The sequence below is a fragment of the Aquipuribacter nitratireducens genome (assembly GCF_037860835.1).
In the GTDB taxonomy this organism is placed as follows: domain Bacteria; phylum Actinomycetota; class Actinomycetes; order Actinomycetales; family JBBAYJ01; genus Aquipuribacter; species Aquipuribacter nitratireducens.
The window spans coordinates 277,620-303,110 of record NZ_JBBEOG010000001.1 but is presented as its reverse complement, the minus strand read 5'-3'; the positions used below and the strand labels follow the sequence as shown (position 1 = coordinate 303,110).

Genomic DNA, 25,491 nt, shown 5'->3' with positions numbered 1-25,491 from the left:
CGTGAGCACCACCTCGATGCCCAGCGTCCGCGACGAGCGGGCCACCGCACGACCGCAGGGCGCCCTCGCCCGGCTCGCGCCGCCCGGCGGCGCCGGCCTGCTCCTCGCCCCGCTCCTCATGCTCGGCGCGACGGCGACGTCCCCGCCGCAGGCCGACGACAGCCCCGCCGCGTACATCGAGTCGCTCGCGGCGGACCCCGCGCTGACCGCCCTGTCGGCCGGGCTGTTCCACTACGGCTGGCTGTTCATCGCCTTCGGCGCCCTCGCGGCCCTCACGCTCGTCCGCGGCCGGCGCGGGCGGGCGCTCACCACCGTCGGCGCTCTCATGACGGCCGTCGGGGCCTTCCAGATCGGCGGCCTCCTGCTGTCCGACTGGTACCTCGCCGCCCTCGGCGCCGAGCTGCCCGTGACCGACGCCGTCCGCGTCTTCGAGGCCGTCGGGACGGACGTGTGGATGCTGACGTGGCTGCAGAGCGGCCGGCTGCTGCCCCTGCTCGGCATGCCGGTGCTCTTCGCGGGTCTCGCCCGGGCCGGCGTGCTGCCGTGGTGGCTCGTGCCCGGCTCGCTCGGCGCGATGATCGTGCCGTTCGTCGTGCCGGGCCCGCTCGGCCTCGCCCTCGGCGCGGTGTGCTGGGCGCCCATGGTGCTGACCGGATACCGGCTCGTCCGCCGTGCCCGCGCGGACGTGCGGGACGCGGAGGCCCGCGGCTGACACGGCCGCTCGCGCAGGCAGGTCGTCGCTCGGCGGCGGCCTGCCTGCGCCGTCCTCGATCGTCCCGTCACGGTCGTGCGTCGACGCCCTCACCGGGCGAGGGGTCCACCGGCAGTCCGGGACACGTGGCGCGGTAGGGCCCGACCGCACCGAGGTGCGCCGCCCACTCGGCGCGCGTGAGGTTGCGCCCGGCCACCTGGCACGCGGCCGCGCGGTGCCGTGCCGGGTCGAGGTCCCACACGACCACCCCGCGCTCGTCGGTCACCGCGATCGCCCGGCCGTCCGGACGGAGGTACCCGGGGTAGCTGAGCGGGGCGTCCGTCGGGATCGGGTCCCCCAGCCGACGACCGGTCGCGACGTCGTACACCGACACCGTCTGGTCGTTCGACGTCGCGAGGAGGATCGCGCCGTCGCGGCTGAACTGGAGGCTGTTGACCTCGCCGCGGGCACCGGGGAGGTCGGCGAGGCGCTCGAGGGTGCGCAGGTCGTAGAGGCCGACGTCACCACCGGTGGCGCCTGCGAGCAGCCCGCGCGGGCTCACGCTCGTGAGGCTCGGACCGACGGACGGTCCGGCGACGACGCGACCGCTCGGCCCGTCGTGGACGGTCGTCGTCGCTCCCTCGCTCGTGACTGCCGTGACGACGACGAGGTCGCCCCCTGCGGTGGCGGAGACCGACCGCACCTCGCCGTGGGAGGAGATGACCGGTCCCGTGCGGCGCCGCGTGGCGGCGTCGAGGGTCCACACGTCGCCGTCGAGGAAGCCGCAGTACCCGCGGTGCCCGTCGCCGGAGGCCCATAGGTGGTCGCACTCGGGGCCGATCTCCTCGCCGGGCGCGAGCTCGCCCGTCTCCACGTCGATCCAGCCGAAACGCAGCTGCGGCAGCCGCATACCGGCCAGCGTCCCCCGCCCGAGCCAGCCGACGCCCTCCATGGACGCGGCGCGGACCACGTCGAGCCGACTGACCTCGCGGTCCGCGCCGGGGTCCCACAGGGAGAAGAGGCGGAAGTCGCTGCTTGAGTCCGTACCGCTGTCCCGGTCCGACACCAGCAGGGCGGGCGCACCGGAGGGGTCGTAGCCGTCGGCGAGCGCGTGACCCTCGGCGACGAGCGATGCCACGGGACCGCTGCCGTCGAGACGCCAGCGGGAGACGACGGGCACCTCGCCGCCGAACGCGACGAGCTCACGGGCGTCGGCGGTGACCCCGAGCGACGCGACGGCGCCGAGCTGCGGGTCGAGGTCCGCACCGGTCGGCGCCCCGGTCCCGAGGTCGAACTGCTCGATCCGTCCGAAGTGGCTCCCGCACCAGACGGCGGTGTGCGCCTCGGACGCGGTGAGCGCCGGGCAGGGGTCCGGGTGGGTGCCGCGGAGGTCCTGCTGCCACCGCACCCCGGCCCCGTCGACCGCGACGAGACCGGCGTTCCCACCGCCGACGACGACCTCCCCGAGCACCACGAGGTGCTGGTTCGTCGTGCGCGGGGGCACGTCGACGGTCCGCACGACCTCGAGGGCCTCCGCGTCCAGCACCCGCAGCCGCGTCCCGAGGGAGCCCAGCCAGATCCTGCCGTCGGCGTCGAAGGCGACGGCGGCGGCGTCGCCCAGCCAGGGGTCGTCGTCGACCGGGACGGACCCGTCGACCGCGCCCGTCCGCGCCCCGTCCGCCACGCGGTGGACGACGAGGCCGCCGTCGGTGCCGCCGGCGACGGCCAGCAGCGCGCCGTCGTGGTCGAGCGCGGCCTGGCCGGCGGCGAACGGGAGCGTGAGGGGCCCGAGGAGCAGCCGCCCGCTCGTCGCGTCGAGCACGACCGCCCGCCCGCACCCCGAGTCCCTGCCGCTCGCGAGGTCGCAGTCGGCGCCGGCGTCGCCGGGACCGAGCACGGCGACGCGACGCCCGTCCCCGCTCACGGCGAGCCGCTCGGTGGGTCCCGGCACCTCGGGCGACGGCCCGCCCGTCGCCGGTCCGAGTGGCGCCAGGTCCCCGCTGCCGAGGTCGAGCCGTACCGGGGTCTCCCCGTCGACGACGACGACCGCCGCCTGCGCCGCGGCCGGGTGCACGGCACCGAGCACGCTCCCGCGCGCCGGCAGGTACCGGTTGCCGAGGAACCCGGGATCGGCGGTGAAGGTGCCGAGGAGGGCGTCGCGCGCCCGCACGTCGTCGGGCCACCGGCGGAAGGCCTCGACCGCGAGCAGCGCCGCCACGTCGCGCTCGGAGCTCCGCAGCGCACCCGAAGCGGTGACGAGCCCCTGCAGCGCCGCCTCCGACCGGGCGGCGACGGCGGTGTCGCGTTGCTCCCGCGCCTCGCGCGCGCTCGTCACAGCGAGCACGCCGGCCACGAGCGCCACGACGAGCAGCCCGGACGTCCCGGCGAGGAGGAGGCGCAGGCGACCCGCGCGACGAGCGTCCTCCAGCGCCCGCCGCTGCAGCACGCGGCGCTCGGACTCCGCGTGGGCACGGGAGGCGTCGAGGAAGTCCCGTTCGACGGCGCTCAACGCCGGCCGCGCCGAGTCGCAGTACTCGAGAACGGTCTCGAGGCGACCGCCCCGGTACAGCTCGGTGTCGGGACGGCCGAGGGACTCCCACCCGTCCGCCGCGACGCCGAGGTGGCGCAGGGTCCGGCTGCCGGTCTCGTGCTCCTCCAGCCACGTGCGCAGCCTCGGCCACTCGCGTGCGAGCGACTCGTGCGACATCTCGACGGTGCCGTCCTCCACCGTCAGCAAGCGTGCGCGGACGAGCAGCGAGACCACGTGCTCGCGGTCCCCGTCACCGTTCACGCTGTCGAGGGGGATCCGGCGGCGAACGGGGTCGCCGTCCGGGGACGGGCCGACGAGTCGGAGGAGCACGGCCCGCAGCGCTGTCCGCTGCGACGCCGTCAGGCCCTCGAACAGGGTGTCCGCCGATCGCGCGACGGCCCCGCGGATCCCGCCGCTCGCGCGGTAGGCGGCGACGGTCAGGACGGGTCCGTCGCGCAGCCGCCACGTCTCGACGAGGGCGTGCGACAGCAGCGGCAGGGCGCCCGGCTCGCCCTCGACGTCGCGGACCAGCAGCTCGACGAGGCCCGGCTCGAGCCGCAGCCCCACCTCGGCGGCCGGGCGGACGATGACCTCGCGCAGGGCGTCGCCGTCGAGGGGGGTGAGCAGGTGGAGGCCGCGCTCGGCGAGACGACCGAACGGCGGGTACCCGGTGAGTGCGGCGAGGCGGTCCACGCGCACGGCGACGACGACGGACCCGCCGCCGCGGACGTGCTCGACGAGCCGGGCGAGCGTCTCCGTCACACCGTCCCCTGTCGCACCCGGTCCGACGGCCTCCTCGAGCTGGTCGACGACGAGGACGTGCGCCGTGCCCTTCCGGGTCGCCGGCCCTGTCGCGGGCACGGCGAGCACACCGTCCGTCCCAGGGGCGAGGACGTCGACCTGGCTCCCCGACCGCCGCAGCGCCGGCACCAGTCCCGCCCGCAGCAGCGACGACTTGCCGCAGCCGGAGGGCCCCGTGACGACGAGGACCGGTGTCTCCCGCAGCCGTGCGAGGCAGGCGGCGACGTCGGCGTCGCGACCGAACAGGTCGTCACCGACGTCGTGGTGGGCGAGCCCCTTGTACGGGCAGTGCTCGGCGACCGGTCGCGGCCGCGGGAGCACCCGCAGCGCGGCGTCCTGCCGCAGGACCGCGGTCTCCAGGGCCGTGATGTCCTCGCCGGCGTCGACGCCCAGCTCGTCGCGCAGCAGCCGCCGGGCGCGTCGCAGCGTCGCGAGGGCGTCGGCCTGGCGGCCGCAGCGGTACTGGGCGAGGGCCAGGAGCACCCACCGGCGTTCCCGGAGCGGCTGCTCCGCGACGAGGGTCTCGGCATCGGCGGCGACCTCGCGGTGCTGGCCGACGGCGAGCCGGGCGTCGAGGAGCGCCTCCTCGGTGCTGCGGTGCAGCTCCTGGAGGCGCGCGGACTCGGCGAGGGCCGGCAGCCAGCCGTCGAGCCCAGGGAACGGGTCGCCCCGCCACACCCCGAGGGCCCGGTCGAAGAGCACGACCGCACGGTCCGCCTCGCCGGCGTCCGCCAGGTCCCGACCGCGGCGGAGGAGCTCCTCGAAGTCGTCGACGTCGAGGTCGAGCACGCCGGCGTCGACGCGGTATCCCCCGCGGACTGTCTCGACGGCCCGACGGCCGAGCGCCTTGCGGAGCCGCGCGACGCAGATCTGCACCTGCTTCTGCCAGGTGAGACGGGCGGGTCGTCGCCCCAGACGGCGACCGCCAGCTCCTCCGGTGTGACGGCGTGGCCCCGCCGCACTGCGAGCGCGGTCAGCACGAGTCGCTCACGCGGCCCGAGCGGAGTCTCCGCAGCGACCCCGCCGACCTCCACCGGGCCGAGGACCCGCACGGTCATGCCCGAGTGTCCGGCCGGACCGGGGCCGGGTCAACGGGCTCGATACCGCACGGATACCGCCGCCGGGCGTCCTGGATACCGGGTCGACCGAGGGTGGCCGGAACGGCCGGCGCACCACGCGACCCGAGACCGGAGGAGGACCCCATGCCCACGCCGTCCCGTACAGCAGCCGCAGTGGCCGCCGTGGCCGCAGCCGCACTCGTCGTCGGCACCACCGGCGCCCCCGCCGTCGCGTCGGACCACAAGGAGGTCGACCAGAGCCTCCTCGTTCCCAGCACCCTCGACTCGTCCTTCGCGCCGTTCGACTGCAAGCTGAAGGTGACCGGGCCCGTGTGCACGGGCGAGCGGGTCGTCCACACGGACTGGGGCGTCTTCGACTTCCCGTGCGACGACGTCACGGTCTACTCGCGCACCGACTCCTCCCGTCAGTCCACGCGCTTCTACGACCACGACTACCTCAACTACGACCGGCGGGTGCGCATCCACGACGTCGACCACCTCAGCACGTCGCCGGAGGGGCCGGCGCAGGCGACGATCACGACCCACGGGCGCTTCGCCGAGCCGTTCGCCGTCCCCGGCGACGTCTCCACGGTGACAGTCATCACGACGGGGACCATCGGCGAGATCGCACTGGTCGGTGGCCCGCCCCTGGCGCGGGTCGTCGGCACGCTCGTGGAGCCGCCGGACGCACCGGGCACGTTCACGGGTCACTCGACCGTCGACGGCGTCACGACCCGGTGGGTCGACGCGCCGCTCGACGTAGTCTTCGGCGAGGAGCAGTTCGTCGCGACGGTCTGCGAGGCGGTGGGTGCGGGCTGACCGGCACGCGGCGTCGGTAATCGGCGGGCGACGAGGTCGTGCGCGATTTCCTCGCCGGGCGCCACGACCGGGCGGTGGCTCGGGCCGGCCTCTCGGCGGCGGCGCAGCCACACCGACACCACGGACCCGTCGACCGTTCACCTCGAGCGCCGAGAGCGGGTCCGCGATGTCCTCGTGGCGCCCGCTTGCGCTCTCGGCGGGGCTCGGCGGCTCAAACTCTCCGCCGTGCCCGGTGAACGCACTTCGCCAGCCGAGGCAGCCATGTGCGGCAGTTCCGGGCAGGCCCGGCGCGCTCAGGGTGACAACTCGACATCTTGTGCAGCCCGAGGTGCGCGCCACCGCTGTGGGTCGGTGTGGGTCGGCGTGGGTCGGGGCGGGTCGCCGTGGGACGGCGCCGACCGGTGGTGTCGGAGGCGTGCCCGGGCGGTCAGGTTCTCGTCGCCGTAGCCGCACGCCCACAGGACGCAGTGCCGCGTTCGTCCACGCCGAACACGTCGTGCACGTCGAACACGTCGAACACCTCGCGCACGCCGAACACGTCGGTCTCGTCGCACGTATCACCCCCGTCGTCGGCGCCGCCCTCGAAGGATCTCGGCGGCTCGTCCGGCGGAGCGGTGTCGCGCCACAGTCGACTCGCGCGTTGCCGCCACGCGGGTCGGGGTCGTCGTTGCGGGTCGACCCACCGCGGCGGGGTGACGCTGACCTGCTGCGCCTCGTCGATCGCGACCGCCCACGTGCCTGGGCGCGCGGGGTTCTGTTGGACAGCCGTCGTCAGGCCGTCGCCGTCGATCTGCCGGTGCGCGTCGGCCGTCGGAGCGTGACGCGGACGTCGGCCTCCCCCTGCTCCACCACGACGTGCGCCGGGAAGCGGTCGAGGAAGTCCCGGAAGCTGCGGCAGCCGTAGTTCCGCTCGTCGAAGGACGGGTCGAGCGACAGCATCGAGTTCTTGACCCACGATGCCAGCCCCGACGAGCTGCTCGACCGCTCCAGCGCCGCGACGAGCAGCGGTCGCGCCTCTGCGAGACGGAACGCCGAGTCGACCGTGGGCCGCGCGGTCGGGTCCACGGCGGCGACGAGCGTCGCCCAGTACTTGTACTCCGAGCAGACCGACACCAGCCGCTTGCTCGCCGACGCCTCGGTCCCGACGCCGACGACTCGCTTGCCGAACTCGCGGAGCTTCTGCACGAGCGGGGAGTAGTCCCCGTCGCCCGCGACGAGCACGAACGTCGCGACGTCGGGGTGGGCGATGAGCGTCTCCATGGCGTCGACGGCCATGCGGACGTCCGCAGCGTTCTTCTGCTGCGTCCCGAAGCGGGCGACCTGCACGAGGTCGACCCCGTTGAGGGCGAGGTCCTCCTGGTAGCGGCCGGACTGCGGACGCGACCAGTCGGCGTAGGCGCGGCGGATGACGGCGTCGCCGTAGTCGCGGCACAGGAGCTCGAGCGCCTCGTACGGCACGGGGTTCTCCCGGCCGGGCAGCGCTGCGTGGGCCCCGACGGCGAGGTTCTCCGCGTCGATGAAGACGGCGACCTGCGCCGCGCGCGACCCCATCAGCCGGCGGGCGCCGGAGCGACGGTCGCGGCGTCCTGGATCCGCTCGAGCGCCGGTCCGGTGACGGTCGTCGCGATGAGGTCCTGCAGCAGCGGCGCCCAGTAGGGCATGAACTCGACGAGGGCCCACATCCCGAGCAGGACGACCGCGACCTTCAACAGCTGCAGGAGCGCCGACCGCAGACCCGACTGCACCCGCCTCGTGCCGGCGGTACGCGCCTTTCCGGTGCGGCGGGGCGGCACCGCCGTCGTGGCGACGAGCGTGTCCGCCACCTCGTCGAGCTGCTGCGGGCCGAGGACGGGTGGGCCGCTCGTCACGAGCTCCACGAGACTCGCGGCCCCGACGACGAGCGTGCCGCCGCCGACCGCCGCCACGTCGAGATCGGCGCCAGAGCCGGCGAGGCACAGGAGCCCGCGGACGGCGCCGCGCTGGTGCGGCGGGAGCGTCGCGGCAAGCGCCGCCGCGGCGTCCATCACCGCGTCGGCCTCCCGGCCCTTGCGGTAGCCGCCGCAGCGCAGGACGCCGTCGCGAAGGGACACCGCGCCCGACCAGTTCTTCGTGTCGACGACCCAGACCCCGGTCGGTCCGACGACGACGTGGTCGAGGTTCGCCTTCTGCCGACCGGGCCAATGCACGTCGTGCAGCACCTGCCACCCCGGGCCGAGGGCGTCGAGCAGGGCGCCGACGCGCTGCTCCCCGTCCGCGCCGGCCTGCCACGCCTGCTGCTGCCTGCTCGCCGCCTCGATGCGCGCGTCGATGGCGGCGCGCTGCGCCGTGAGCGCGGCGACGCGCTCCTCGTGTCGTCGGGCCTGTTCCTGCGCCCCTGCCCCCGCGTTCATGGCATCCCTCCCGTCGAGAGGGTGGCGATGATCGGAGACCGTGGTGCCGAATTCTCGCCGGTGTCCGCCATTCGGGTGCACGACACGCGCATCCGTAGCCCGGTCCGTCCGGCGCCGGCAGAGCTGATGTCAAGGGAACACGGATCGGACGTTTGGTGGAGGCGACGCTCCGACGAAGGGGTGGATTCGGTCAAGGCGCAGACGAATCGGTCATCGGAGGCCGATGCGCCCCATAGGTTCCCTCTGCCGCCGACCGCGGCGGCGACCGACGAGACGACGGAGAGGCCGCATGACCACCCCACCGACCGTGCAGGACCAGTTCGGACCGCCCGCGCAGCCTGCGCCTCAGCAGCCGACGAGCGGACTGGCCGTGGCCGGTCTGGTGCTCGCCTTCCTGGCTCCGCTGATCGGCCTCGTCTTGTCCGTCATCGCTCTCGGGCGGACCGGCCCAGGAAAGGCGAAGGGCCGAGGTCTCGCTGTCGCAGGAGCCGTCATCGGCGCGCTCGGCACCCTCGCAGGCGCGCTGCTGCTCATCGGCATCGTCGCGCTCGGGTCGAGCGCGGACGAGGAGACCGTGGTCGTCGATTCCGCGGCTCAGGACGCCGGTGTCGAGGGCGCGGCGGCGGACAACGACGACAGCGACGAGGCCGCGGTGGAGGAGGGTGCCGCTCCTGCCGAGCCTTCCGTCGAGGCTGGTCCCGTCGACCCCGAGGTGACGGAGTTCAGCGAGTTGACGGCGGAGGACTGGGCCGCTCTGCTGCGCGAGCCGGAGACCAGGGCCGGCGACGGCGTGGTCTTCTTCGCCGAGGTGTTCCAGTTCGACACGAACACCGGAACGAATGCCTTCCTCGCGAACGCGGGCTACACCCAGCCGACGACGGAGTTCGAGTTCCAGGACACGGTCTTCGTGCAGCTGAGCGGCGATGCGGGCAGCCAGCTGGCCGAGGGCGACGTGCTTCGTGTCGAGGGCGTCGTCGAGGGCGTCCTCGACTACGACACGCTCGTCGGCGGCTCGAACAGCGTCCCGTCCGTGACGGCGGTGTCGATCGAGAACGTCGGCCTCGCGGACCTCTCGGGCGACGTCACGCTCGGCGACCTCGAGGCCGGCGAGTACGGCGGCGCGGAGGTCGAGGTGACCATCACCAACAGCGGCGACGTCGAGTATAACTACAGCGTGGACGTCGTCGCGGAAAGCGAGGACGGCGCGACGCAGTACGAGACGACCTATGCCTCAGCGGACAACCTCGCCCCCGGTCAGTCCACGACGGTGACGGCCAGCTTCTTCGACGACCTCCCCGATGACGCGACCCTCCGTATCGCCTCGGTGGACCGGTACGACTACTGACGTGGTGACGGTTGGGGCGCGGGTCGGCTCGCGCCCCAACCGGTAGCACGGCGTCGGTCAGGGACCGCACGAATGCCGTGACCGTCCCGTAGTCCGCCGATGTAGTCGCCACGGCTGCTCGGGCGACGGAAAAGCAGCCCCCCGGCTGACGATGGCGAGCCCGATGCAGAGGATCGGTACGCCTCGAGCCACCCGCGGCGCACCCGCCACGCGATGTGAATGCTCCAGCCACACCCTGAACGGCCAAGTGCCTCAGTCTCGGTACCGCCGGTAGAGCCCGTGGCCGATGCGCTCCACCAGGGGCGTGCGCCCGGCGTAGATGCCGGTGCCCTTCCCCGCCGTGGCCATCTGGATGTGCGGCGACAGCGACTGCTCCTTGACGTCCGGCTCGTGACGCCGGAACCACGAGACGATCTCCTGACGCGTGAACGGCTCGGGCAGGACCGAGACGCAACGCTCGAGCTTCTGCCAGATCGTCCCGGTCGTCACTCGGGTCCCTGCGGCACCACGGTGTCCCCGGTCGAGCCGTTCGTCGGCGACAGCGACGGCCGGCGGCGGGGCGGAGCCGGGCGGCACGTCGACCGGCAGCACGAGCACCCGCATCTCGGTGTTGCCATCTCCGGGCAGCGTCGAGAACGGCCGCCAGCGAGCGGCGTATTGACCGACCAGATCGATCGGCGCCTCGCGCTTCGCCGTGGTCGTCGCGCCGGCGCAGGGTCCCCACTGTCTGCGCCCGCTCAGCGTCGCACCTTCGTGGATGCGGAAGTCGGTGTCGATGCCGCCGCGCTCGTGCGACGCGATGCGCCACAGGTACGAGTCGTTGGTCACGACGACGACGGCGCCGTCCCGGTCCTCGGCGGCCGACACCCACCGCTCGAGACGACCGACGTCCTTCACGACGTCGTGACGCACGAGCGGCGCCGCGCCTGTCGTGGGGAGCTCGAACCACTCGCCGCGGACGACACCGGACCAGGCGGCCTTCGGGTACTTGAGAAGCTCTACGTCGGGTACTGCGGGTCGTCGTCGGGGCCGCGCTCGGCGCCCCACGTGAGCGCCAGCTCGTGGAAGGTGCCGACGTAGGCAGGTCGCTCCCGCTGGGGCAGCTGGTCGCAGCGCGCCCGCAGGTACATCGCGAGCCCGCGGGAGTACGACAGCAGTGCGACGCGCTGCTTGTCCTTCGCGAGCCGACGCGCCTTCTCCACGGCGAGCCACGTCTTGCCGCTGCCGGCGCCGCCGCGGACCTCGACCCGTCGCAGCGCAGCGATGTAGTCGAGGACCTTCGCCTGCTGCTCGGTCAGCAGGTCCACCTGCGTCTCGTGTGCGTCGACCTCGCCAGCCAGAAGCTCCCGCTGGCTCACGCCACGCCCCACGAGACACTCGACGAGCAGCGCGACGTCGCCTGCGTCGGGCACCCTTTCGTGACCGACCTGCGCGACGGCGGCGGCCACCTGCCGGGCCGCGTGCGCGAGGTCGTCCTGGTCGAGGACCCGCCACCGGGGGCAGTCGGTCGTCACGCGGTCCTCGGGCACGCGGGTCCACGGGAACGCGACGACGTGCTGGGCGCGCACGTGCCCGGCCGACCAGCGCGGGTGCTGGTCGAGGTACTCGCGCAGTGCGTACCGGCAGCGCTGCGCCTGGAGGACCGGGTCGACGGAGCGGTCGTCGTGCCGGTCGGTCTGGTGCCAGCGCCCGTCGACGTCGAGCGCGACGTGCCCGCCCTTCACCTCGACCAGCGCGAGGCCGACGTCGGGCCATGCGACGACGAGGTCGGCCTCGCAGTCGCCGTCGCGGTCGGTGAGGCGACGGTTCGCGAAGAGCACGGCGTCGTCCGGCAGCTGCTCGCGCAGGCGTTCCCACACCACCCGCTCCGCGTCCGAGGCGAACGACGGCTGTTCCGGGATGCACCGGGCTGCCACGTCACCACACCCCCACCGGCATGGCGGTCAGTGCGACTCGACGCCGGTAAGCGTTGCAGGCAAAGTGCCCATTCGGCACGGGTTCGGTTCGCGGAGCGGAGAAAGCGAGGGTCACAACGACCTGCCTATCGCGGCTCGAAGTTCGGCCAATAGCCAACCGAAGTCGATGCGCTCCTGCTCGAGCCTGACGGCGGGTCCCATGCGGTCGTCGCGCAGGTCCCGGTACAGGGCGACCTCCTCGCGGCTCAGGTGTGTGAGCTCGGCGCGCGAGGGGCTGGGCTCCTGACCCCATCGGTCCCGGTGGGCCAAGAGAGTCCGCTCGTTCATGGCGACGGACACCACGTCGGGGAACCACGAGCGGAGCCGGTCGAGAATGGCGAAGCCGTGGGTGTCGAGGTCGCCTGCGTACAGGACGCGCCTGTCGGCCAGCCAGCGCTGCTCGCGGAGGCCGTCCAGCGAGTAGCCCTTGCCCCACACGGCCGCCGTGTTCGGCAGCGCGGGGAGAGCGAGGAACGTCACCTCGTTCTCGACCACGACGATGGTCCGAGCCGGGGGCGGCGCGGCCGCCAGCTCATCGGCGCGGATGGCCTGGTCCCCGTAGGACCAGCCAGGCGGCGGGGGCGACAGCCACCGCCAGCGCACGAGCACCGGCCGGCGCGCGAACCCGAACCGGGTCGCGATGTCGGCCCTCGGGGCCGACCGGTCGATCCGCTCCCGCGGCAGGGTGGCTTCGAGCAGGGCGGCCAGCACGGGGCGGTGCCGCTCCACCAGTTTGGTGTCCACACCCGGCGCCTGGATCTCGCGGAGGTAGCGGCCAGCGTTGACGGGATCGCGCAGCCAGGCGAGGGCGCGCAGAACCGATGGCCACTCCTCGGCGTGCGGGAGCAGTGCCCGGCCCCGGGCACAGACCCACGGCAGCACTTCGGGGTCGTGCTCGCGAGTGGCGTCGAGCACGCCACGGAAGGCCTGCACCTCGGGCCCGCGGCCGAGGAGCCTGACCAGGTCGGCGACCGAGTCCAGAGTTGCGTGGGCCGGGAGATGCTGCACCCCCGACACCCGTCCCCCGACCGGCGACCTGTCGATGCGAAGCGGGCGGGCGCGCTCGTCGCGCCAGCCCTCGACCCACTCGAGGCACTCGTCAAAGCGGTCGCGAACCTGCGTCGCCGTGGGCCTCCGCAAGGGGATCGCGACAGGCGCGAAGGGCGCCTCATCGACCGCGGCGAGCAACCACTCACCCCGGTCCCACCGGCGCCGCAGGGCGGCGACGACGTCGGCGCGCGTGGTCCAGCGGGCCGCGGCGCTCACCCGGCGACGACGCCCTGCCGCTGCCGGTGGGCCTCGCGCTCGCTGCGGTACTCCTCGATGGTCATGGTGCGCAGCCGCGACTGGCGGCCCTCGATGTTGTCGACGAGGCCCACCACGGACACGTGCGGCTCGATCACGTGAATCTTCTGCAGCGGCGTGACCACCAGCAGCTGGAGCCCCAGCCGGGCGAACAGCCGCAGGGCATACCGGGTGGACTCGTCCGAGCCGCGTCCGAAGGCCTCGTCGATGACGACGAACCGAAACCCAGGAGACGTCGCGGCGCCCCACTCGATCGCGAACTGGTATGCGAGGGAGGCCGCCAGGATCGTGTAGGCGAGCTTCTCCTTCTGGCCGCCAGACTTCCCGCCGGAGTCGGTGTAGTGCTCGTGCTCGCTGTCGTCGTCGCGCCATCGCTCGGACGCGGCGAAGACGCACCAGTTGCGGACGTCGGTGACCCGCTGAGTCCAGGCGCGGTCGGCCTCGGTGTGCCCTTCGCGGCCGCGGAAGCGCTCGACGATGAGCCGCACCTGCTCGAAGGCTCGCTCGGCGTACTCCTGGCCGCCGTCGTCGTCGAGGGCGCCGTCGGTGCAGGCCCGGAGATCCTCGAGGAACTGCCGGACCTCGGTATTCGGGGTGCGCTCGACGAGCAGGCGTATGTAGCGGCCGGGGTTGTACTCGATGCCCGCGAGGGAGTCGTTGATGAGCCCGACTCGGTCGCGGAGCAGCTCTTCGTGCTGGCGCAGCCTGGAGTGGAAGCCGGCGATCTCCCGGATCGCGTTGGTTGTGAGGTAGCTGCGGAACTGCTGCTCGAAGCGTGGGAGATCGTCGTCGCGGAGCCGCACGTGCAGCTCGCGGTAGCCGGGCACCGCCGCAGCGGAGTCGTCGAGCTCCTCCGTGGCCTGCGGGTAGGTGCGGCGGAAGTCGCCCATCTGACGGACCAGGGTCGCGGTGAGGCTGCTCTGCCGCTTGAGGCGGCGGTCGAGGGCCTCGGCGTAGGCCACGCCCAGCGCCGCTCCTGCGTCCTCGATGGCACTGCACAGGTCGGCAGGATCCCGATCGTCGGCCAGATCCGCTCCCGCGCGGGCAGCCGCCTCGTCGAGCTCTGCGAACACGCCGCGGGCCGCCTCCGCTCCGGACCGCTGGAGCACACGATCGGCGGCGTCCATGTCACGCTCGGCCTGGCCTCGCGCCTGCTCCACCTGGCCGTGCTCGCGGTCCAGCGTGGAGCGGCGCTCGTCGAGGTCCGCCAGGGCCGCTCGGCACACCGCGAGCTCCTCATCGACCCGCCTGAGCTCGGTGGAGGCGGCCCGGAGCCGCTCGGCCTCCCGCTCCAGCTCGTCGATGCGCCGGACGGCCGACCACCAGTCGATGTCGTCGACCCGCACCGGCCTCAGCCGGGCACACGCATCCTCGCGCTCGCGGAGGCCGCGGTCCCGCCTGCCGAGGCCGAGCTGTTCCTCCTTGCATGCGTCGAGGAGGCCGCGCAGCCGTTGATGCTCTTCCAGCAGGGCGTCCATCTTGCGCCGGTTGGACCAGCCGAGCACATAACTGCTGCGCTGGCCGATGCCGCGGCGGTCGTCCTTCTCGTGCCGCGTGCGGTCATGCTTGACCTGACCGCGAGCGGTGATGGCACGCTCGTGCGCGCGGAACTCCGCCGCGTCGGCCACGCAGACGTGCGACGCGCGGCGTGCGAGCTCGCCCTGGACCCACTCGCCGAGCGACCCTCCGCCAGGTCCGTCGCGACGCACCTCGAGCTGCTGCCACAGTCGGACCGCGCCGTGACCGTCGTCGGCCTCGGGCAGTGGCCTGGATTCGGCCCGCTCGGGCACCCGTAGGTAGACGAGCCGTCCCCGCAGGTCCGTTGCGTCGACCCAGCGCGCGACCCGCTGGTAGGCGTGTGCGGGGACCAGCAGCGACAGTGCGAAGCCGCGCAGGAGCCGCTCGGCGGCGCCCTCCCACTCCTCGCGCCCCTCCCGCACCCGGACCAGCTCGCCGACGAACGGCAGCTCCTCGACCGCCAGGCCGGCGCCCTCGCAAAGCCTTCTCCTTTGCTCCAGCGACTCCCGGGGCAGCGCGCTCTGCCTGGACCGGAGGCTGGTCAATTCGGCGTCGACTTCGTCCAACTCCCGAGTGGTTTCCTGCCGGCGCACCTCCAGCTTGGTGCGCTCCTCCTGCAGCCTCTCCCTGGCTTCGTGGGCGGCGGTCCGCGCCTGCTCGACCTCGCCGAGTCGGCGCGGCCAGGCCTCCGCCTCGCCCAAACCCGGAAGATCGAGGCGGGCGAGGTCGTCGCCGACGTCACGGTGCCGGCGCCGGCGCTCGTCTCGCTGCCGGGCCGTGGCGTCCTTGTCGAGCTCGATGGCCGCGAGGCGGTCCCCGCCGTGGCCGGCGCGCTCGGCCAGCAGCTGGTCGCTCAGCTCCGAGCGCTGCCTGCGCTCGTGGTCCACGTCCCGCAGCTGCTCGCTGATCCTGCCGAGACGGTCCTGGCATGCGACGAGCTGGCGCTCGCGCGCGCGACGGCCCCGGTCGGCCGCCCAGAACGGCACGGCGTCTCGCCGCTGCGTGTCGGACTCCACCCCTGCGGTGACGGCGTCGAGGTCGTCGGCGGTGCCGAGCACCGGGGCGAGCGAGTCGAGCTGGGCCCGCGCCAGCAGGACGGCCTCGTGCGCCCGCGTCAGGTCCTCGTAGTGGCGGACGAGCCCCTGGACTTGGGCCGTCGTGTCCAGCGGCTCGAGCATGTGGCGCCGGACGAACTCGTTGAGGTCGCCCACGGACTTCATGGAGACCGTCTGGTGGAAGAGCTCCAGGGCCTGCTCGCCGGGCACGCCGAGCCGGCGCCGGAGCTCAGTGCCGTAGCCGGGGTAGCTGTCGCTCACGTGGTGGCCCTCGCGCCGCAGCCGCCGCTTGAGATCGACCGGGTCGCCGCCGAAGCCCGCCAGGTCGCCCGCGATCGTGAGCCCCGTGTCGGAGACGACGTAGTACCGCTCGGGCTGGCCGCCGTGCCCCTCCCGCAGCCAGAACACTTGCGCGAGCGTTACGGTCCGGCTCAGGCCCGGGTTGGCGAAGCAGCCGAGCAGCACCGAGTACGTGCTGCCGCCGCGCAGCCCGACCGGACGGCTGAAGCCGGTCTCCTCATGGCGGCGGGACGTGTAGTGGCCCTCGACGTAGGAGCGCAGGTCGCGCTCGCGCGTCTCCGCCCCGGCCGCCCGGTTGTAGGCGATCCGGTGCGGCGGCAGCAGCAGCGTCGTCACGGCGTCCACCAGGGTGGACTTGCCGGACCCGATGTCGCCGGTGAGCAGGGTGTCGTGGCCGTTGGCCGTCAGCGACCAGACCGCGCCGTCAAAGGTCCCCCAGTTGAGGACCTCCAGCCGGTGCAGCCGGAAGCCCGGTGCGCTGCGAGCGGAGTCGCGCACCTCGAGGTCCGTCACGGGGAAGAGCGTCATGCGGTCTCCTGACCCGCCAGGACGTCGCGGTAGGCCGCGAGCCTCGCGTCGAAGTCGTGCAGCCACTCGGCATCCACGAATGACTTGAGGATGCGACGGACCTCGAGGGCGCCGTCGTCGCCGGGCAGGCGTCGCAAGAAGCCCAGCTCCACCACCTTTGCGATGCTCGTCTCCACCTGGTCCACGACCCGGGCGTCGTTGCTGCTCTCGGGCACGAACACCCGCACCATCTCGACCATCTGCTCCCGCGTGAGCACGAGCCGGACGTCGCCGCCCTCGGCGTCGTGCAGGGCGAGACGGCGCCGCAGCAGCGCGAGCAGCAAGCTGACCGGGAACGACAGCTGCCGGCGCGCCACGAGGCGCGGCGCGTCCGTCGTGGCGTCGTCGTCCTCGGGGCGCTGCCGCAGGTAGGCGTACCCCTCGGACTCGTCGACCACGAGCTGGAGGCCCACGACCCCAACGTGGTCGCGGACCTGCGGCTGCAGGTGGAGCAGGTGCTGCCAGGCGCGCTCGTGCGTGTCGCGCTGCACGACGCCCTTGTAGAGGGAGACCAGCACCAGGGACAGGTCGAGCTCGCCGCGCGGGCTCGGGCGTCCGCTCATCGTGTGAACACCAGCCTCGGGACGGTCGCCACGCGGTCGACGCCGTCGCGGTCGGTCCAGCCGATCCGGTCGGTAGCGGTGTCGTCGACCACGGAGTCGAAGGTCGTGTCGGCGGCCGCCGACAGCGTGTAGTAGGCGACGAGCTCCGCGAGCCCTTCGCGCAGCGGGTGCCGCCCGACCACGGCGGCGAGAGGCACCTGCTCGGCGCCCGCCAGGCTGCTGCCGACAGCGCCCACGAGCCGCTCGCGGTCGACGACGACCTGCTCGAACAGAGCCGTGGCGTCGAGTACCGCGTCGGCCTCGACCACGTCGTCGCTCGCGACCGCGGCCTTCGTCCTGGGCCGGTAGAGCGGGCGCTCCATGGGCAGCACGAGGCTCGGATGGGTGTCGGGGAGGTCCGCTGCGACCGGGATAGGACCGGTGTCGCGCAGGGCGAGGGCGTGCTGCTCGATCGAGCGGACGAGATCGAGGACACGCCGGTTCTCCAGCCAAGTCTGGTCGTCCACGAAGCGGCGGAGCTGCTCCGACAGCGACCGGACGGTCTCCTGAGTGCGCTGCCCGGCGGCAAGCCAATCGTGATGGACGCGCCGGGTGCGCGCGCCGGAGGGGGCGCCGGCGCGGTCGTGCACCTGCGCGAGGAGCTCGCGGAACTCCTCCTGCCGGCTGCTGGACAGCAGGAAGTCGAAGAAGGCGTGGAAGCTGCGACCCTGGTCGGACTCGGCGATCCCGGCCCTGGATCCGACGATCTCGTCCAGCAGCCCCGCCTTCGGCCCCTCCCACCGGGTCACCCGCTCGCGCAGCTGCCGGTCGAGGGTGCGGAAATTCTCCTCCACCTGACGGAAGTCCGACAGCAGGTCCACGGCGAGGCGCGTCACCTGATCGAAGCGCTCCGCCTGAGCGGTGTCGCTCAGCAGCGGGCTGCGGCCGGTGCGCACGGCCTCGATCTCCCGGTCGAGCTCGGCCCGGCGCCGCTCCAATTCGGAAAGGCGCCGCTCAGTGTCCGGCTCGCTGCCCAGGGCAAGGTCGCGCAGCAGCGTGACGATGGCGTCGAGCCGCGACTCGGTCCCGACGAAAGACCGGGCCCGCAGGCCGTCGAGGAACCGCAGCGCCTTCTCCACGGCGGGCGTGACGTCGTAGTGGCGGCCGTCGCTGCCCGGCGGGTAGAAGGCTCGCAGCCAGCCCTTGCCCGGCTCGGCCCAGTCCCGGACGTACTCCAGGGCGGGGCGGGGGTAGCGCCCTGGGCAGGTGCGGGACAGGGCGAACAGGTGGTCGTCGACCCGCTGGACCAGGTCGGTCTCGGCCATCGGGCCGCCGCCAGAGTCGACGAAGACCGCTCCGAGTACGTCCAGCACGAGCGGGGCGCTGTCGGCGCTGAGCAGCCGCCACGCCGGGTGGCGGCGCAGGCTGTCCAGCTCGTCGTGCTCCACACCGCTGAGGATGCCGGAAGGGCGGGACAGAACGTGGTGCCTCGCCGCCATAGTCGTCCAGGGTCGACCCATCGGGCGATGGGCGGGAGCGCCTGCGTAGCTGCACGGCGAAGACGAGTGCATTCGGGCCACGGAGGCGCCCTGACGTAGCTGCCACCGGCCCAGGGCCCAGCCCGTGGGAGAAGGTCTTCTTCTGCACCGCTGCCGGATCTGCCGAGTCCACGTCCACGTGGCGTTCAACCGGTACAGCAGCGAACTGCCACCGATCCGCTCGATTCGGCGCGCACGGAGCGAGACCTGCAGCACACTGTGCGCGACCAGCCCCGGGGGAAGGAACCACGTGCTCGGCAACACCGGCTCGCCCGTCACCGTCACCACGCAGTGCACACCCGTCGTCAGCTACGCGATGGCTCACAACGGCATCCCAGTCGTCGACGAGGTGTCCCTGACGTCGACGGTCGACCTGCGCGGCGCCGAGCTCGACGTCGCCATCAGCGACGAGAGCGGCGTGCTGACGCGGACTTGTCGCAGCATCGTCGACCTCGCGGCGGGGGCCCGGACGGTGGTCGACGACGTACGCCTGCAGCTCGACCCCGCGCGCATGAAGGACGTCGCCGAGAGGCGACCCGGCCGTCTCACCGCGCGCCTGATGGCGGACGGCGAGCTCGTCGCCGAGGTGTCCGAGGACCTCCTCGTCCTCCCGGCGCGCCACTGGCTGGCGCGTCCCGCGCAGCTCTCGTTCGAGCTCCTCCCCGCGTTCGTCATGCCGAACGACCCGGCGGTGACCGCGCTCGTCGCCGAGGCGGGCGATCTGCTCAAGGCGCGCACGGGCAGCTCGTCGATCCAGGGCTACCAGTCGGGTGCCGAGCGGGTGGACGCCATCGCGGAAGCCGTCTTCGACGCCGCCCGCGCTCGCGCGATCCGGTACGCCGAACCACCGGCGAGCTGGGGGTCGGTCGGGCAGCTCGTCCGGACGCCTCGCGAGGTGCTCGAAGGGCGACTCGGGACCTGCCTCGACACCGTCGTCGTCCTTGCTGCCGCTCTCGAGCAGGCCGGCATCCGCCCCTTGCTGTGGGTCGTGCAGGGTCACGCGTTCCTCGGCTACTGGCGGACCGAGGACGCCCTCGTCAACATCGCCCACACCGACGTCTCGGACGTCGTCAACCTCATCGACGTGGGTCGCGTCCGCCTCGTCGAGACGACGATGGTGACCGACGGCGAGCGCGCAAGGTCCTTCGCGGAGACGCACCGGCCCCCGTTCGCGAGGTACCTGACGGGTGACCTCGAGGAGGTGCTGGCCGTTGTCGACGTCTACACGGCGCGACGCAGCGGCGTCGTCCCGCTCCCCGCCGTCGCGCAGCACGCGACCGGTGAGGTCACCGTCGTGGAGTACGTCCCCGCGGTGCACAGCAGCCCGCCGGCGGCGGTCCCGCTCCCCCGGCACCAGACGTCGAGCGGGACGATGTCAACCGCCCCGGTGCCGCCTCGCGTGGCGCAGTGGAAGAACGCGCTGCTCGACCTCAGCCTCCGCAACCGCCTCATCAACTTCACCGACCGCAGCGGCATCGCGCTGGCGGTCCCCGACGGCGAGCTCGGCCGCGTCGAGGACCTGCTCCACGGTTCGGGCGCCCTGTCCCTCTGGCCGTCGGACGGTGTCGACCACATCGCCGAGGCGCGTGGTATCCGGTTCGGGCGCGACCTCCCTCAGGACCAGCTCGCCGAGCTGCTGCACTCCAAGCGCGCCGTCTTCAGCGACGTGTCCGGCGGGTCCTACGCGACACGCATGCGGAGCCTCGCCTACAAGGCGAGAACGATCGTCGAGGAGACCGGGGCCAACAACCTCTACCTCGCGCTCGGCATGCTCGCGTGGGAGTGGGAGGGCAAGCCGTTGCGGTCCCCGCTCGTCCTCGTCCCGGTGACCCTGCGCAGCGCGACCCGACAGCACGCCTACCGCATCGAGCTCGACGAGAGCGGCACGAGCACCCCCAACTACTGCCTGCTCGAGAAGCTCGGCCAGCTGGGCGTCCACATCCCCGGCCTCGCCGACCCCGCCCTGGACGACGCGGGCAGCGACCTCGACGCCGCCCTGCACGCCGTGCGCGTCGCCGTCGCCGAGGCGGGCCGCCCGTGGCGCGTGGAGACCACGGCGCACCTCGGCATCCTGCAGTTCGCGAAGTTCCGGCTGTGGAAGGACCTCGACGAGCACTGGGACACCATGATCGCCAACCCGCTCGTCTCCCACCTCGTCCACACTCCGACGGAACCGTTCGTCGACCCCGTCGAGGGCGAGGTGACGACCGACCTGGACGAGCTCGCCGCCGAGTGTCCGATCTCGGCGGACGCGTCGCAGCTGCGGGCGATCGCCGACGCCCTTGCCGGAAAGACCCTCGTCCTCGAGGGTCCGCCCGGCACCGGCAAGTCGCAGACCATCACGAACCTGCTGTCCCGGGCGATCGCCGGCGGCCGTCGCGTGCTCTTCGTCGCGGAGAAGCGGGCCGCGCTCGACGTCGTGCAGAAGCGGCTCGACGCCGTCGGCATGGGTCCCTTCTCGCTCGACCTGCACGACAAGGGCAGCAAGCCGGCGCAGGTGCGCGCCCAGATCCTCGCCGCGCTCGAGCATGCCGTCGACGTCGACGCCCACGGTCTGGCTGCGAGCGAGGAGGACCTGCGCACGTCGCGGCGTCACCTCACCCGCTACGCGACCCGGCTGCACGAGACGAACCCCGCGGGTCACTCGATGTACTCCGCCCACGCGGCACAGCTCGCCCTAGGCGACGGTTCCGTCCTCGAGGTGCCGCCGCGGGTCCTCGCCCGTGGCGAGGACGCCGTCCACGCCATCCGGCACCGGCTTGGTCTGCTCCCCGACGTCGCCGATCCGGCTCGTCCGGCGGCGCTGCACCCGTGGGGCTTCGTCCGCTGCACCACGCTGGCGGACGGCCAGGCAGAGCGCATCGGACGGTCGGTCCGGGCCGTCGACACCGCACTCGACCGGCTGGCCGTCGCCGGGCCGCTCGCCCGTGCCGTCGCCGAAGTCCGGGGACTGGACGACCTCGACACACTCGTCGGGCTGGCCGGCGCGACATCGGTGACCCTGCAAGACCTCGACAGCACCCAGCAGCCGGCGTGGGACTCGTCCAACGAGGCCCTGGCTCGCGAGATCGGCGCCTTCGTCGCCGCCACCCACCCGGGTCTCGACGTCGTCACCCCCGCAGCGATGGACCTACCGCTCGCCGACATCCACGGGCAGGCTCAAGCCGCCGCCGCGTCCGGCTTCTGGGGCCGAAAGAAGCGCCTGCGAGCGGTGGCCGAGCAACTGTCGCCCGTGCTTCGCCCTGGCGCCGCCGTCCGCCCGAAGGATCTCGTCGCCCTGACCGGCGCGCTGCTGCAGGTGCAGGGTGCGGTCCGAGGACTCGCGGACCAGGCCGGCCGGGTCCCAGGCGTCGCTGTGCCGCAAGGGTGGAACCCGTTGACGGAGGAGGGCCGCGGGCTCCTCGAACGCCAGGTGCAGTGGCTCCGCTGGGCGGGCCGGTCGATCGCCAGGCGCGACGGCGCGGCCACCGGCTTCACCGACGCCGTCCGTGCGTGGCTCGACCAGCGCGGCCCGGGCGACCCCGACACCGCGACCCGACTCACGGCGCTTCGTGACGCCGTCGCGGAGTTGCTGGCCGCCTGCGACGTCGACGACATCAGCCTCGCCACTTGGTCGGACGAACTGTCGTTCGTACGGGCGTGGGACCGCACCCGCGCAAGCCGCGACGCCGCTGACGAGCAGTTGCTCCCCGTCCGCCGTTGGGTCGCGCTGCTCGCCGAGCTCGCCGCGCTGCGCAGCGAGGGACTGGACGAGGCGGCGCGGGCGCTCGAGGTCGGGGCCGTCCCCGCCGACGAGGCGGTCAAGGCCTTCGACCGCGGGGTCGCCCGCACGTCGCTCGTCGAACGGCGGGCCGCCGCCGGCCTCGACGCGTTCGACGCCGTCGCCCACGAACGGAGCATCCGGCGCTTCGTCACCGCCTCGGAGTCGGTGCGTGACCTGATGGTGCAGGAGCTGCCGCGGCGCGCCGTCGACTCCCGGTCGTTCGACCCGAGGACTGGTCACGGCCAGGTTGGAGCGCTGCAGCGGGAGCTCAACAAGCAGCGGCGCGGGCTCGGCGTCCGCGCCCTGCTGCAGCAGTACGGCGCCCTCATCACGCAGGTGATGCCGTGCGTGCTCGTGAGCCCGGACTCGCTGGCCCGCTTCTTCCCCGTGCAGGCGGAGCTGTTCGACCTGGTCGTGTTCGACGAGGCGTCCCAGATCCGCGTCGCGGACGCAATCGGGGCGATGGGACGGGCTCGCTCGGTGGTCGTGGTCGGCGACAGCAAGCAGATGCCCCCGACGTCGTTCGCGGAGGCGGGCATCTCCGACGACGAGGACGCCGTTCCGGACGGCCTGCTCGCCGTCGAGGACGAGGAGAGCATCCTGTCCGAGGCGGTCCAAGCGCGCGTGCCCCAGCAGTGGCTGTCGTGGCACTACCGGAGCCAGGACGAGTCGCTCATCTCGTTCAGCAACCAGCACTACTACGACCAGCGGCTCTCGTCGTTCCCCGCGCCGAGGTCGGGCGACGCCGACCCTGGCCCGCGCGGCCACGGCATCTCGCTCGTACGGGTCGACGGTCACTTCAACCGCACGGGCAAGGGCAAGCTGCTGCGCACCAACCCGGTCGAGGCGGAGGCAGTCGTCGAGGAGATCCGGCGCCGCTTCGACGCGTCACCGGACGGCACCCACCCGTCCGTCGGAGTGGTCACGTTCAACGTGCAGCAGCGCGCCTACATCGAGGCGCTGCTGCGCGACAGCGGCGACCAGCGTTTCGTCGACGCGCTCGAGGACCCCGACGGCCTGTTCGTCAAGAACCTCGAGAACGTCCAGGGCGACGAGCGGGACACCATCCTCTTCTCGACCGCGTTCAGCGTGAACGACAAGGGTGTGCTGCCGCTGAACTTCGGTCCGCTCAACCGTGGCGGCGGCGAGCGGCGCCTCAACGTGGCGGTCACCCGTGCGCGCCGGCAGGTCGTCGTGTTCAGCTCCTTCGACCCGGCGCAGCTGCGCACGGAGGAAACCGCGGCCGTCGGGATCAAGCACCTGCGCGCCTACCTCGACCTCGCCGCAGCGGGCGCCGACGAGACCGAGGCGCGTCGTCGCGCTGGCCTCGTCGACCGGCACCGAGACGCCATCGCCGCGGCGCTCCGCGCCCGCGGGCACGTCGTGACGACGGAGGTCGGCCTGTCCGACTTCCGCGTCGACATCAGCGTCGCCCGCGCAGGCGAGCCCGGACGACCGCGCCTTGCGGTGCTGCTCGACGGACCGGCGTGGGCCCGACGTCAGACGGTCGGCGACCGTGACGGCCTGCCCGTCGCGGTCCTGTCGCGGCTCATGGGGTGGCCCGCCGTGGAGCGGGTGTGGCTGCCGGAGTGGGTCGCCGACTCCGACGCGGTCGTAGGGCGGCTGGAGCGGGCGCTCGCGGCGGCCGAGTGGACCACGAGCGCACCGCAGGCACCCGCGGTCAGGCCCGCGGCTGCGCTGCGCTCCGCCGAGCCGGCGACCGTGCGGGCCACTGTCGATCCCTCCGTCCGCTCGGTCGTGCGAGAACAAGCGCCAGCCGCCCTGCCTGGCGCCGAACCCTTCGTCGCGTGGACCCCTCGTCTGGTCGGTGACCGGTCGTGGCTCGACGCGCTGCCGCACGCGCGGGCAACGGCGGCCGTGCGGCACGTCGCGCTCGAGGTGATCGCAGCCGAGGGACCGATCCATGAGGTGCGGCTTGCTCGCAGCGTGGCGGCCGCCTACGACCTCACGCGACTCAACGAGTCGCGCATCCGGTCGATCCTCGCGACCGTCCCGACCGAGCTCCGGGGTGGTGACGAGCCGAGCTTCTTCTGGCCGCAAGGCAGGGACACGGAGCGCTGGGAGGGGTTCCGGACCTCGACCCCCGACAACCCGCGGCCAATCGAAGACGTGCCGTTGTGGGAGATCGGCAACGCCATGCGGGCGCTGTGCGTCGCCGGCTTCGGCCTCGAGCGCGAGGAGCTCTTGCGTGAGGCACTCGCGTGCTTCGGTGGCAAGCGACTCACACCCGGCGTGCGCGAGCGCGTGGACTCGGCGCTGACACATGCGCTGCACGCAGGACGACTCAAGGAGCAATCAGGTGTCCTCTCGTCACGGTGATCTCCTCGCGGGCATGTCGGCCTATGAGTTGCAGCGCTGGAATGCTCTGACCGTCCACTGGGAGAAGAAGTCTCGGCCACCGGCAGCCTTCGAGAAGGTCACGTCCGCCGCACGACAGGCCGGTAGCGGCGCCGCCCGTGGAGTCGACTACGCCGTTTCACGGGTGCCCGATGGCGTGCAGAGAGCCGCGGGACGTGCCGCGGACCTGACTCTTCGGCCCGTCGCGGACGCTGCGGTCGAGCTGCTCGACTTGGTCGCGACGTGGACGGCACGGTTGATGGATCCGGAGGAGGTTCTCAGCCACCACCGTGAACGCAGCCGAGACGTGGGCGCTCTCAACAGCCTCGCTTTGCTCGACATGCAGGAGTTGGATGAGGTCACGCGTCGTATGCCCCTGCACTGGAGAACAGTGGGCGCCGGCGAGGGTGCGGCGATGGGTGCGCTAGCGCTAGTCCCCGTAGCAGGCATCGCAGCTGCGGTGACGCTGGACGTCCTAGTCGTGCACGCCCTCTCCAACGCGCTGGCGACACGCACACTGCACGCCTACGGTTTCGACGACTCCGCTGAGGAGTACGAGGAACTGCTGCACCGCATCGTGCGAGGCTCCTTGCACACGCAGGTGGAGGGGTTGGCGAGCGAGGGGGGCAAGACGGCGACGTTCCGGGCGTCGGGCAAGGCCTTCGAGGCGATCGCCGGACGGCAGCGATGGAGCATGAAACTGCGGACAGATCACCGCCTGATCGCCGCCACGGAGAAGCTGTTGAAGACCCTGTCGACCAAACCGACAGTCTCCGTCTCCGCGGTGAGCAAGGCCATCCCCGTGGTTTCCATTGTCACAGGTGCCGGTCTCAGCGCAGCCATGCTGGGCGCCACGGCAAAGAACGGCATCCGACACGGTCAGACCGTTCGGCTCGTCCGGAAGTACGGCCTCGACTTTCCGCCTGGCTATCAACCCCTCTAGACCCGGCATCACT

Annotated in this window: 14 protein-coding genes; 5 read left to right on the top strand and 9 right to left on the bottom strand. The window is 72.9% G+C overall.

Annotated features, from left to right (window positions below; genetic code table 11):
* The first annotated feature begins 1 nt into the window (after window position 1).
* Complete coding sequence (locus WAB14_RS01260; protein ID WP_340266586.1) at window positions 2–712, top strand: hypothetical protein; 711 nt, start codon at window positions 2–4, stop codon at window positions 710–712.
* A gap of 67 nt (window positions 713–779) precedes the next feature.
* Here the strand turns inward: WAB14_RS01260 and WAB14_RS01255 are convergent, their stop codons facing one another.
* Window positions 780–4,898, bottom strand: coding sequence for an nSTAND1 domain-containing NTPase (locus tag WAB14_RS01255; RefSeq protein WP_340266584.1), 4,119 nt, complete (start codon window positions 4,896–4,898; stop codon window positions 780–782).
* A 326-nt stretch (window positions 4,899–5,224) separates the two neighbouring features.
* On the opposite strand from WAB14_RS01255, the gene WAB14_RS01250 reads away from it, so the two are divergent.
* Window positions 5,225–5,899, top strand: a complete 675-nt coding sequence (locus WAB14_RS01250) for a hypothetical protein (protein WP_340266583.1) — start codon at window positions 5,225–5,227, stop codon at window positions 5,897–5,899.
* Window positions 5,900–6,670: 771 nt separating this feature from the next.
* On the opposite strand, the gene WAB14_RS01245 is transcribed toward WAB14_RS01250, so the two are convergent.
* Together WAB14_RS01245 and WAB14_RS01240 are read right to left on the bottom strand one after the other, a co-directional pair.
* Window positions 6,671–7,450: an NYN domain-containing protein gene (locus tag WAB14_RS01245; RefSeq protein ID WP_340266582.1), complete on the bottom strand. Its 780-nt coding sequence runs from the start codon at window positions 7,448–7,450 to the stop codon at window positions 6,671–6,673.
* Window positions 7,450–8,289 (bottom strand): nuclease-related domain-containing protein, encoded by an 840-nt coding sequence (locus WAB14_RS01240; RefSeq protein ID WP_340266580.1) that lies wholly within the window; start codon window positions 8,287–8,289, stop codon window positions 7,450–7,452. The genes WAB14_RS01245 and WAB14_RS01240 overlap by 1 nt, the downstream gene beginning before the upstream one ends.
* Window positions 8,290–8,578: 289 nt before the next feature.
* On the opposite strand from WAB14_RS01240, the gene WAB14_RS01235 reads away from it, so the two are divergent.
* Window positions 8,579–9,634, top strand: a complete 1,056-nt coding sequence (locus tag WAB14_RS01235; protein ID WP_340266578.1) for a DUF4190 domain-containing protein — start codon at window positions 8,579–8,581, stop codon at window positions 9,632–9,634.
* Between the two features lie 252 nt (window positions 9,635–9,886).
* On the opposite strand, the gene WAB14_RS01230 is transcribed toward WAB14_RS01235, so the two are convergent.
* From WAB14_RS01230 to WAB14_RS01205, 6 genes are all read right to left on the bottom strand, one after another.
* A complete protein-coding gene (locus tag WAB14_RS01230; RefSeq protein WP_340266577.1) occupies window positions 9,887–10,546 on the bottom strand; it encodes a DUF7669 domain-containing protein in 660 nt (219 codons plus the stop codon).
* Between the two features lie 86 nt (window positions 10,547–10,632).
* Window positions 10,633–11,550, bottom strand: coding sequence for a nuclease-related domain-containing DEAD/DEAH box helicase (locus WAB14_RS01225; protein ID WP_340266576.1), 918 nt, complete (start codon window positions 11,548–11,550; stop codon window positions 10,633–10,635).
* Window positions 11,551–11,661: 111 nt separating this feature from the next.
* Complete coding sequence (locus WAB14_RS01220) at window positions 11,662–12,855, bottom strand: Wadjet anti-phage system protein JetD domain-containing protein (RefSeq protein WP_340266575.1); 1,194 nt, start codon at window positions 12,853–12,855, stop codon at window positions 11,662–11,664.
* Entirely contained in the window at window positions 12,852–16,295 is a 3,444-nt protein-coding gene (locus WAB14_RS01215; RefSeq protein ID WP_340266574.1) for an ATP-binding protein, read from the bottom strand. Before WAB14_RS01215 ends, WAB14_RS01220 begins: the two co-directional genes overlap by 4 nt.
* Window positions 16,292–16,897, bottom strand: a complete 606-nt coding sequence (locus tag WAB14_RS01210) for a DUF4194 domain-containing protein (RefSeq protein WP_340266573.1) — start codon at window positions 16,895–16,897, stop codon at window positions 16,292–16,294. The genes WAB14_RS01215 and WAB14_RS01210 overlap by 4 nt, the downstream gene beginning before the upstream one ends.
* On the bottom strand, window positions 16,894–18,324 hold the full coding sequence (locus WAB14_RS01205) for a DUF3375 domain-containing protein (protein ID WP_340266572.1): 1,431 nt from the start codon (window positions 18,322–18,324) through the stop codon (window positions 16,894–16,896). Before WAB14_RS01205 ends, WAB14_RS01210 begins: the two co-directional genes overlap by 4 nt.
* A 340-nt stretch (window positions 18,325–18,664) precedes the next feature.
* On the opposite strand from WAB14_RS01205, the gene WAB14_RS01200 reads away from it, so the two are divergent.
* Window positions 18,665–24,517, top strand: coding sequence for a DUF4011 domain-containing protein (locus WAB14_RS01200; RefSeq protein WP_340266571.1), 5,853 nt, complete (start codon window positions 18,665–18,667; stop codon window positions 24,515–24,517).
* Entirely contained in the window at window positions 24,498–25,478 is a 981-nt protein-coding gene (locus WAB14_RS01195; protein WP_340266570.1) for a hypothetical protein, read from the top strand. The genes WAB14_RS01200 and WAB14_RS01195 overlap by 20 nt, the downstream gene beginning before the upstream one ends.
* Window positions 25,479–25,491: the final 13 nt, after the last annotated feature.

Coding starts and splice junctions, on each gene's coding strand:
- WAB14_RS01235 (WP_340266578.1), top strand. CDS start 8,579: ATGACCACCCCACCGACCGTGCAGGACCAGTTCGGACCGCCCGCGCAG.
- WAB14_RS01240 (WP_340266580.1), bottom strand. CDS start 8,289: ATGAACGCGGGGGCAGGGGCGCAGGAACAGGCCCGACGACACGAGGAG.
- WAB14_RS01250 (WP_340266583.1), top strand. CDS start 5,225: ATGCCCACGCCGTCCCGTACAGCAGCCGCAGTGGCCGCCGTGGCCGCA.
- WAB14_RS01245 (WP_340266582.1), bottom strand. CDS start 7,450: ATGGGGTCGCGCGCGGCGCAGGTCGCCGTCTTCATCGACGCGGAGAAC.
- WAB14_RS01210 (WP_340266573.1), bottom strand. CDS start 16,897: ATGAGCGGACGCCCGAGCCCGCGCGGCGAGCTCGACCTGTCCCTGGTG.
- WAB14_RS01215 (WP_340266574.1), bottom strand. CDS start 16,295: ATGACGCTCTTCCCCGTGACGGACCTCGAGGTGCGCGACTCCGCTCGC.